The following is an 8,315-nucleotide window of genomic DNA, read 5'->3' on the forward strand; positions in this document are numbered from 1 at the left end:
TGAAAGCCTGATGGCCGATAATTGCGAAGTACTGCGGCGAAGTATCGCGGCGAGATACCGCGTGTAATTTGCTGGCGCATCGACGCGAAGGACGAGCCATGATCAAACAGAGTGAATTGCTGCCCGACGCAACCCTCTACGAGTACGTCGAGGATGACCGCGCAGGCTGCACGTTGGGGCCGAACAGCTTCAACGTGCGCGAACAGACGGCGGGCAAGCGTGTGGTGATCTTCGGATTGCCAGGCGCGTTTACGCCCACGTGTTCTGCGAAGCACGTTCCGGGTTACATCGAGAAGGCCGGGGCGCTTGCCGCGGCCGGTATCGACGAGGTCTGGTGCGTGTCGGTCAACGACGCGTTCGTGATGGGCGCGTGGGGGCGCGAACTGCGTACCGCGGGCAAGGTACGCATGATGGGCGACGGCAGCGCGGCATTCACCCAGGCGCTTGGTCTGGAGCAGGATTTGTCGGCGCGTGGCATGGGGCTTCGTTCCCAGCGCTATGCGATGGTGGTCGACGACGGTGTGGTCAAGACGCTGCACGTCGAAGCACCCGGCAAGTTCGAAGTCAGCGATGCGGCGAGCATCCTCGCCACATTGGGTCCCGCCTGAGTGCGCCGCCCGGCGACACGTTGCCGCAGCGCAACAGGCCGACGGTGCAATTGTGACGGGCCATTACGTGGCACCAGGCAGGCCGATGACCGGAAACGCCTCCGTTTCGGGCATCGGCCCTGCTACTTGACTCCGTTGGCGTAACAGCGGGAAACAGACTATCGCGCTGCGGAGAACAACGAACTCCGCACATCTGGAGTATAATTCGCGCTATGAATTAAAAAGTCCCGATTGGGATTTTCAATGAACAGAACACCATGTTGAAGCAGCGAACCATCAAATCAATCGTGAAGACAGTCGGCATCGGCCTGCACTCGGGCCGCAAGGTCGACCTGACGCTCCGTCCGGCGGCCCCGGACACGGGCATCGTGTTTTCGCGCGTGGATTTGCCGACCCCGGTGGACATCCCCGCGTCGGCGATGGCGATCGGCGACACGCGCCTCGCCTCGGTGCTGCAGAAGGATGGCGCGCGTGTTTCGACGGTCGAGCATCTGATGTCGGCGTGCGCGGGCCTTGGTATCGACAACCTCTACGTCGATGTGACCGCGGAAGAAATTCCCATCATGGACGGCAGCGCGGCCTCGTTCGTGTTCTTGATCCAGTCGGCGGGTATCGAAGAGCAGAACGCGGCGAAGAAGTTCATCAAGGTCAAGAAACCGGTCGAAATCCGCGAGGGCGACAAATTTGCGCGCCTCGATCCGTATTTCGGCTTCAAGTTGAAGTTCACGATCGACTTTCGCCATCCGGCCGTCGACAAGACGGGCCAGGCGCTTGAAGTCGATTTCGCGAACACGTCGTACGTGCGCGAGATCGCGCGTGCCCGTACGTTCGGCTTCGCGCACGAAGTCGAAATGATGCGCGAGTTGGGCCTCGCGCGCGGCGGCAGCATGGACAACGCGATCGTGCTCGACGAATACCGCATCCTGAATAACGACGGCCTTCGCTACGACGACGAGTTCGTGAAGCACAAGATGCTCGACGCGATCGGCGACCTGTATGTGGTCGGGCATCCGCTGCTCGCTTCGTACACGGCGTACAAGTCGGGCCATGGCCTGAACAACGCGCTGCTGCGCGAATTGCTCAAGCACGAAGACGCCTGGGAACTGGTGACCTTCGACGACAAGCAAAAGGCGCCGCTCGGCTTCGGCTACGAAGCGCAAACCGCATTCGCCTGAGCGCAGCGCTCGGCAGTGTCAGCAAAAAGGGCGGCTTGATGCCGCCCTTTTTCATTTCCAGCGTATGCCGCCTTGAGACGCGAGAAGCGAGTCAGCGCTTGCTCGAGTGGCGCGCCGCCATTTTCGCGAGTGCCTCTTGAAGTGGCGAAGGCGGCAGCTCCTCGCTGAGCGCCCTCAGCGCCGCCGCACCCGCGGGCGACATGCGCGCTTCTTTGGGCGGCTTTGCTTCCTTCACCGATTGTGGACGCACACGAATGCGCACTGAATCGAGCGGCCAGCCGCGCGCCTGCAAGTCGGCAACGAGCCGCGGTTCCAGTTGACGTAACCGCGCCGCGAGCGCGTTATGCGCCGTGAACAGCGCCAGCTTGCCGTCCTTGATGAAGCCCGGCTCGACACTTGTCGCGAGATAGTCCGGCAGCAACGCCGCCAGGTCGCGCCGCATGGCCGTCATCTGCTCGACGCCCGCGCGCAGCGGCGCGAGCGCCTCAGCGCGGCTCAACAGTTCGGCGACCGGCCGGGCGAAACCTGGCGCAGACGGCCTTGAAAATGGCGAAAAACGGCTCATGTCAGAAGGAGGACGGGCGCGCACGCGACGCCGCATGCAGATGTCGTCATTGTAGCTTGCGCGGCAAGCGCCCACGCGCCTTCCAGTCGTTCGGCCAGGACCTGCCCGCAGATGGGGACCGAGCGGCCGGGAGGCTTTCCGCGCGGGCATTTCACGCGCTCGGGACGTCTTGCTACTGACACAGGCGGCCACGAGGGCGCGTGCTAAAATGCCCGATTCAAATCCACTAATTTGGGCTTAAGTCGCCGAGGTCTTTCCAAACCGGGTGCGCCCGCAGGCTGGGCAGGGTAAGCGCAGAGAGCGCGCAAAAAACCCGCCGAAAACCTGCGAGGAATCCTGGTCGAAGCCCCGACGCCGACACCGATCCGATGAGCACCGGTTTCTTACAGAAAATCTTTGGCAGCCGCAATCAGCGCCTGGTCAAGCAGTATCAGAAGACGGTCGCGGCGATCAATGCGCTCGAACCGCAGATCGAGCAATACACCGACCAGCAACTGCGCGCGAAGACCGATGAATTCCGCGAACGCGTCGCGAACGGCACCTCGCTCGACGAGCTGTTGCCCGAGGCGTTTGCGGTTTGCCGCGAAGCCAGCAAGCGCGTGCTCAAGATGCGCCACTTCGACGTCCAGTTGATCGGCGGCATGGTGCTCCATTACGGCAAGATCGCTGAAATGCGCACCGGCGAAGGCAAGACGCTCGTCGCGACGCTTCCCGTGTATCTGAATGCGCTCGCCGGCCGCGGTGTGCACGTCGTGACGGTGAACGACTACCTCGCACAGCGCGATGCCGAGTGGATGGCCCGCCTGTACAACTTCCTCGGTCTGACCGTCGGCATCAATCTGTCGCAGATGGACCACGCCATGAAGCAAGAGGCTTATGGCGCGGACATCACGTACGGCACGAACAACGAGTTCGGCTTCGACTACCTGCGCGACAACATGGTCTACGAGACCGAGGCGCGCGTGCAGCGTGCGCTGAACTTCGCGGTCGTCGACGAAGTGGACTCGATCCTGATTGACGAGGCTCGCACGCCGCTCATCATCTCGGGTCAGGCCGAAGACCACACCGACAACTACGTGCGCATGAATGCGCTGCCGCCGCTGCTCGAACGCCAGATCGGCGAAGAGAAGGCCGACGGCACGGGCGTCGAAAAGCCGGGCGACTACACGCTCGACGAAAAAGGGCGTCAGGTGTTCCTCACGGAATCGGGCCACGAGAAGGCCGAGCGCATGCTCGCCGAGTGGGGCCTGATCGGCGAGGGCGAGAGCCTCTACGCGCCGCAGAACATCACGCTGATGCACCACGTTTATGCCGCCCTGCGCGCGCACACGCTGTTCTTCAAGGACCAGCACTACGTGGTGCAGAACGGCGAAGTCATCATCGTCGACGAATTTACCGGCCGTCTGATGGCTGGCCGCCGCTGGTCGGACGGCCTGCACCAGGCCGTCGAGGCGAAGGAGCACGTGAAGATCCAGAGCGAGAACCAGACGCTCGCATCGATCACGTTCCAGAACTACTTCCGCATGTACGCGAAGCTGTCGGGCATGACCGGCACGGCCGACACCGAAGCGTACGAATTCAACGAGATCTACGGCCTCGAAACCGTCGTGATCCCGACGAACCGGCCGCCGAAGCGCATCGACAAGCAGGACCAGATCTACAAGACCGCACGCGAGCGTTACGACGCCGTGATCCGCGACATCCGCGATTGTTACGAGCGTGGCCAGCCGGTTTTGGTCGGCACGACGTCGATCGAGAACTCGGAACTGCTCGCGGATCTTCTCGTGAAGGCCGGGCTGCCGCACGAAGTGCTCAACGCGAAGCAGCATGCGCGTGAGGCGGCGATCGTCGCCGAAGCGGGCCGTCCGAAGCGCATTACGATCGCCACGAACATGGCGGGTCGCGGTACCGACATCGTGCTCGGCGGCAACGCCGAGAAGCAGGCGTCGTTCATCGAAGCCGACGAAGCGATCCCCGCCGACGAAAAAGCGCGCCGCATCCAGCAGCTCAACGACGAATGGCAGACGCTGCACGATCAGGTGAAGGCCGCGGGCGGCCTGCACATCATCGGCACCGAGCGCCACGAATCGCGCCGTATCGACAACCAGCTGCGCGGCCGTGCGGGCCGTCAGGGCGATCCGGGCTCGTCGCGCTTCTATCTGTCGCTCGAAGACCCGCTCCTGCGCATCTTCGCCGGCGACCGAGTGCGCTCGATCATGGACCGCCTGAAGATGCCCGAAGGCGAGGCGATTGAGGCGGGCATCGTCACGCGTTCGATCGAGTCGGCGCAGCGCAAGGTCGAAGCGCGCAACTTCGATATCCGCAAGCAGCTGCTCGAATACGACGACGTGTCGAACGATCAGCGCAAGGTGATCTACCAGCAGCGTAACGAGCTGCTCGAAGCGCATGACATCACCGAGACGATCGGCGCGATGCGTCATGGCGTCATCACGGAGATCGTGCGCCAGTTCGTGCCGCACTCCAGCATCGAGGAGCAGTGGGCCGTCCCCGAGCTGGAGGAAGTGCTGCGCAACGAATGGCAGCTCGACCTTGCGATCCAGGAGATGATCAACGAGTCGTCGTCGATCGACGCCGATGAGATTCTCGAAGCCGTGATCGCCGCCGCCGACGAAGCCTACGAGCAGAAGGTCGCGCTCGTCGGTCGCGAATCGTTCAGCGCATTCGAGCGTTCGGTCATGCTGCAGACGCTCGACCGCAGCTGGCGCGAACACCTTGCCGCGCTCGACCATCTGCGTCAGGGCATTCATCTGCGCGGCTATGCGCAGAAGAATCCGAAGCAGGAATACAAGCGCGAAGCGTTCGAACTGTTCGCCGCGATGCTCGAAGCGGTGAAGCTCGAAGTCACGCGCATCGTGATGAACGTGCAGATCCAGTCGCCGGAGCAACTCGAACAGGCCGCCGAGCAGATGGAAGAGCACAGCAGCCATCTGGAGAATGTCGAATTCCGTCACGCCGAATTCGCCGAAGCCGAGGCCGCGCCCGGTCCGGCAGCGGCGCCGGTTGCGGCCGATGCGGCTACGGCGATGGTCGGCGCGGCCATGGGCCACGCGCACGCGACGGACGGCCAGGGCGTGCCGAAGGTGGGCCGCAACGATCCGTGTCCGTGCGGCAGCGGCAAGAAGTACAAGCAGTGCCACGGCAGGATTGCGTGATTCCCGGCGGCGTGCGCGTGAACCGCGTCGCCGCCTGTTTCGCGCGGCCTCGCCGTTGATTCCGTAGTCTGGACCTTGTTTCCGGGCACGGCCTTCCTGATTCCCAATGCCGGTGAGGCCTTAAGCGCCTTGGCCGGCATTGCCTTTTAGACAGGTCGCTACCATGGCTGTCAATTTCCCCTCGATCGATCCCGCACAACTCCATCCGATCGCCGGCGTGACGCTCGGCTGGGCCGAGGCCAATATCCGCAAGCCCAACCGCAAGGACGTGCTCGTGATTTCCGTCGACGAAGGCGCGAGCGTCGCGGGCGTGTTCACGCAGAACCGCTTTTGCGCCGCGCCGGTGACGGTGTGCCGCGAGCATCTCGCGAACGGTAAGGGGATTCGTGCGCTCGTCGTCAACACGGGTAACGCGAACGCCGGCACGGGCGAGCCGGGCCTCGCTATCGCGCGCGCAACCTGCGACGAACTCGCGCGACTCGCGGGCATCGAGTCTTCGCAGGTGCTGCCGTTCTCGACGGGCGTGATTCTGGAGCCGCTGCCCCTCGACCGCCTCAAGGCCGGCCTGCCCGCCGCACTCGCCAACCGCCAGGCCGCGAACTGGTACGACGCCGCGCAGGCGATCATGACGACCGACACGCTGCCGAAGGCCGCGTCGCGCAAGGTCACGATCGACGGCCATACGGTCACCCTCACGGGCATCAGTAAGGGCGCCGGCATGATCAAGCCGAACATGGCAACGATGCTGGGCTTCCTCGCGTTCGATGCGAACGTCGCGCAGCAAGTCCTCGACGAACTCGTGAAGTACGTCGCGGACCGCTCGTTCAACTGCATCACCATTGATGGCGATACCTCGACGAACGACTCGTTCATCCTGATCGCGTCGGGCAAGTCGAGCCTGCCGGCCATCACGTCGACGGACTCGCCCGCTTACGCGGCGCTGCGCGACGCCGTGACCGAAGTGGCGCAGACGCTTTCGCAACTGATCGTGCGCGATGGCGAAGGCGCGACGAAGTTCATGACCGTGCACGTCGAAGGCGGCAAGACCGTTGCCGAGTGCCGCCAGATTGCCTACGCGATCGGTCACTCGCCGCTTGTCAAGACGGCTTTCTACGCGTCGGACCCCAACCTGGGCCGCATCCTGGCTGCGATCGGCTACGCGGGCGTAACCGACCTCGATGTCGACAAGGTCGATCTCTATCTCGACGACGTGCTCGTCGCGAAGGCCGGCGGTCGCAACCCGGCGTACCAGGAGGAGGACGGCCAGCGCGTCATGAAGAAGAGCGAGATCCAGATCCGCGTGCTGCTCGGCCGCGGCAACGCGCAGGCCACGGTCTGGACCTGCGACCTCTCGCACGACTACGTGAGCATTAACGCCGACTACCGCTCCTGACTTACGCATCGATTCCCATGGATAAGCTCGAACAGTTTCTGACTCGCGCCGAAGCGCTCCTCGGCCGCCTTGAAGCGGTGCTGCCGCCAGCCGCGCCCACAGTCGACTGGAACGCGGCCGTGGCGTTCCGCTGGCGCAAGCGCCAGGGCCGCGGCTATCTGCAGCCGGTGCCGGCGGTTTCGTCTATCACGCTGGACGACCTGCAGAACATCGACCGCCAGAAAGACCTCATCGAACGCAATACGCGCCAGTTCGTGCAGAAGAAGCCTGCGAACAACGTGCTGCTCACGGGTGCGCGCGGCACGGGCAAGTCGTCGCTGATCAAGGCTTGCCTGAACGCTTACGCGAAGGACGGCCTGCGTCTGATCGAAGTCGACAAGGATGACCTGCACGATCTCGGCGACATCGTCGATCTGATCGCTGGCCGCCCCGAGCGCTTCATCGTGTTCTGCGACGACCTCTCGTTCGAGGAGGGCGAATCGGGCTACAAGGCGCTCAAGGTGGCGCTGGACGGCTCCGTGGCCGCACAGGGCGAAAACGTGCTGATCTACGCGACGTCGAACCGCCGTCATCTGCTGCCCGAGTACATGAGCGACAACGAGACGTACAAGCACATGCCCGACGGCGAAATCCATCCAGGCGAGGTGGTCGAGGAGAAGATCTCGCTGTCCGAGCGTTTCGGCCTGTGGGTGAGCTTCTATCCGTTCAAGCAGGACGACTACCTGACGATCGTTGGCCATTGGCTGCGCCACTTCGGATGCGGTGACGCCGAAGTCGAAGCCGCGCGCGGCGACGCGCTCGTCTGGGCGCTGGAGCGCGGTTCGCGCTCGGGCCGCGTCGCGTGGCAGTTCGCGCGCGACTGGTCGGGTAAGAAGGTGCAAAACGCATGAGCGGGGCTTCCGAGCCTGGATCGGCGCAGATCCGGCCCGTCACCGAGGTGGCGGTCGGCGTGATCGTGCAGCCGGACGGCCGCTATCTGCTGGCGCAACGCCCGGAAGGCAAACCCTACGCCGGGTACTGGGAGTTTCCGGGCGGCAAGCTGGAGGTGGGCGAGTCGATCGAGGCGGCGCTCGCGCGCGAATTGCACGAGGAGCTGGGCATCGACGTGAAGGCGTGCCATCTGTGGCACACGCTCGAACACGACTACCCGCATGCCTACGTACGGCTTTACTTCTGCAAGGTGACCGAATGGAGCGGCGAGCCGCACGGACGCGAGGGACAGGCGTTCGTCTGGCAGTTGCTGCCGGCGAGCGTCAAACCGCTTCTGCCGGCAACCATCCCGGTGCTGGAGTGGCTGGCCGCCGAGTGAGGCGAAAAAAAAACCGCTGCGTGAATCGCGCAGCGGTTTTTTTATTGCTCGTTCGCTTTTCCGCTCACTGATGCGTATCCGTGGGCGGAGCG

Annotated in this window: 7 protein-coding genes; 6 read left to right on the top strand and 1 reads right to left on the bottom strand. The window is 63.8% G+C overall.

Annotation, left to right across the window (positions count from 1 at the left end; translation table 11 throughout):
- The first annotated feature begins 98 nt into the window (after positions 1-98).
- Both D1Y85_RS24140 and lpxC read left to right on the top strand, forming a co-directional pair.
- The gene (locus D1Y85_RS24140) at positions 99-608 is read left to right on the top strand and encodes a peroxiredoxin (RefSeq protein WP_124153604.1); all 510 of its coding nucleotides are present in this window, start codon (positions 99-101) and stop codon (positions 606-608) included.
- A 257-nt stretch (positions 609-865) separates the two neighbouring features.
- Positions 866-1,783, top strand: coding sequence for a UDP-3-O-acyl-N-acetylglucosamine deacetylase (gene lpxC, locus D1Y85_RS24145; protein WP_124153605.1), 918 nt, complete (start codon positions 866-868; stop codon positions 1,781-1,783).
- Positions 1,784-1,874: 91 nt separating this feature from the next.
- On the opposite strand, the gene D1Y85_RS24150 is transcribed toward lpxC, so the two are convergent.
- Entirely contained in the window at positions 1,875-2,348 is a 474-nt protein-coding gene (locus D1Y85_RS24150) for a DciA family protein (RefSeq protein WP_124153606.1), read from the bottom strand.
- Between the two features lie 368 nt (positions 2,349-2,716).
- Between D1Y85_RS24150 and secA the strand changes: the two genes are divergently transcribed.
- The 4 genes from secA to mutT all read left to right on the top strand — a co-directional run bounded on the left by secA (position 2,717) and on the right by mutT (position 8,223).
- Positions 2,717-5,521, top strand: coding sequence for a preprotein translocase subunit SecA (gene secA / locus D1Y85_RS24155; protein ID WP_124153607.1), 2,805 nt, complete (start codon positions 2,717-2,719; stop codon positions 5,519-5,521).
- A gap of 163 nt (positions 5,522-5,684) precedes the next feature.
- Positions 5,685-6,914, top strand: a complete 1,230-nt coding sequence (gene argJ, locus D1Y85_RS24160; RefSeq protein WP_124153608.1) for a bifunctional glutamate N-acetyltransferase/amino-acid acetyltransferase ArgJ — start codon at positions 5,685-5,687, stop codon at positions 6,912-6,914.
- A 17-nt stretch (positions 6,915-6,931) separates the two neighbouring features.
- Positions 6,932-7,804: an ATP-binding protein gene (locus D1Y85_RS24165; protein ID WP_124153609.1), complete on the top strand. Its 873-nt coding sequence runs from the start codon at positions 6,932-6,934 to the stop codon at positions 7,802-7,804.
- A complete protein-coding gene (mutT, locus tag D1Y85_RS24170; RefSeq protein ID WP_124153610.1) occupies positions 7,801-8,223 on the top strand; it encodes an 8-oxo-dGTP diphosphatase MutT in 423 nt (140 codons plus the stop codon). Before D1Y85_RS24165 ends, mutT begins: the two co-directional genes overlap by 4 nt.
- The last annotated feature ends 92 nt before the right edge of the window (positions 8,224-8,315 follow it).

Origin of the sequence: Paraburkholderia dinghuensis (assembly GCF_003837865.1) — a bacterium.
Classification (GTDB): Bacteria; Pseudomonadota; Gammaproteobacteria; order Burkholderiales; family Burkholderiaceae; genus Paraburkholderia; species Paraburkholderia dinghuensis.

Excerpts from the sequence above, each read along its gene's own strand:
- mutT (WP_124153610.1), top strand. The coding sequence starts at position 7,801 with ATGAGCGGGGCTTCCGAGCCTGGATCGGCGCAGATCCGGCCCGTCACC.
- D1Y85_RS24150 (WP_124153606.1), bottom strand. The coding sequence starts at position 2,348 with ATGAGCCGTTTTTCGCCATTTTCAAGGCCGTCTGCGCCAGGTTTCGCC.
- lpxC (WP_124153605.1), top strand. The coding sequence starts at position 866 with ATGTTGAAGCAGCGAACCATCAAATCAATCGTGAAGACAGTCGGCATC.
- argJ (WP_124153608.1), top strand. The coding sequence starts at position 5,685 with ATGGCTGTCAATTTCCCCTCGATCGATCCCGCACAACTCCATCCGATC.
- D1Y85_RS24165 (WP_124153609.1), top strand. The coding sequence starts at position 6,932 with ATGGATAAGCTCGAACAGTTTCTGACTCGCGCCGAAGCGCTCCTCGGC.
- secA (WP_124153607.1), top strand. The coding sequence starts at position 2,717 with ATGAGCACCGGTTTCTTACAGAAAATCTTTGGCAGCCGCAATCAGCGC.
- D1Y85_RS24140 (WP_124153604.1), top strand. The coding sequence starts at position 99 with ATGATCAAACAGAGTGAATTGCTGCCCGACGCAACCCTCTACGAGTAC.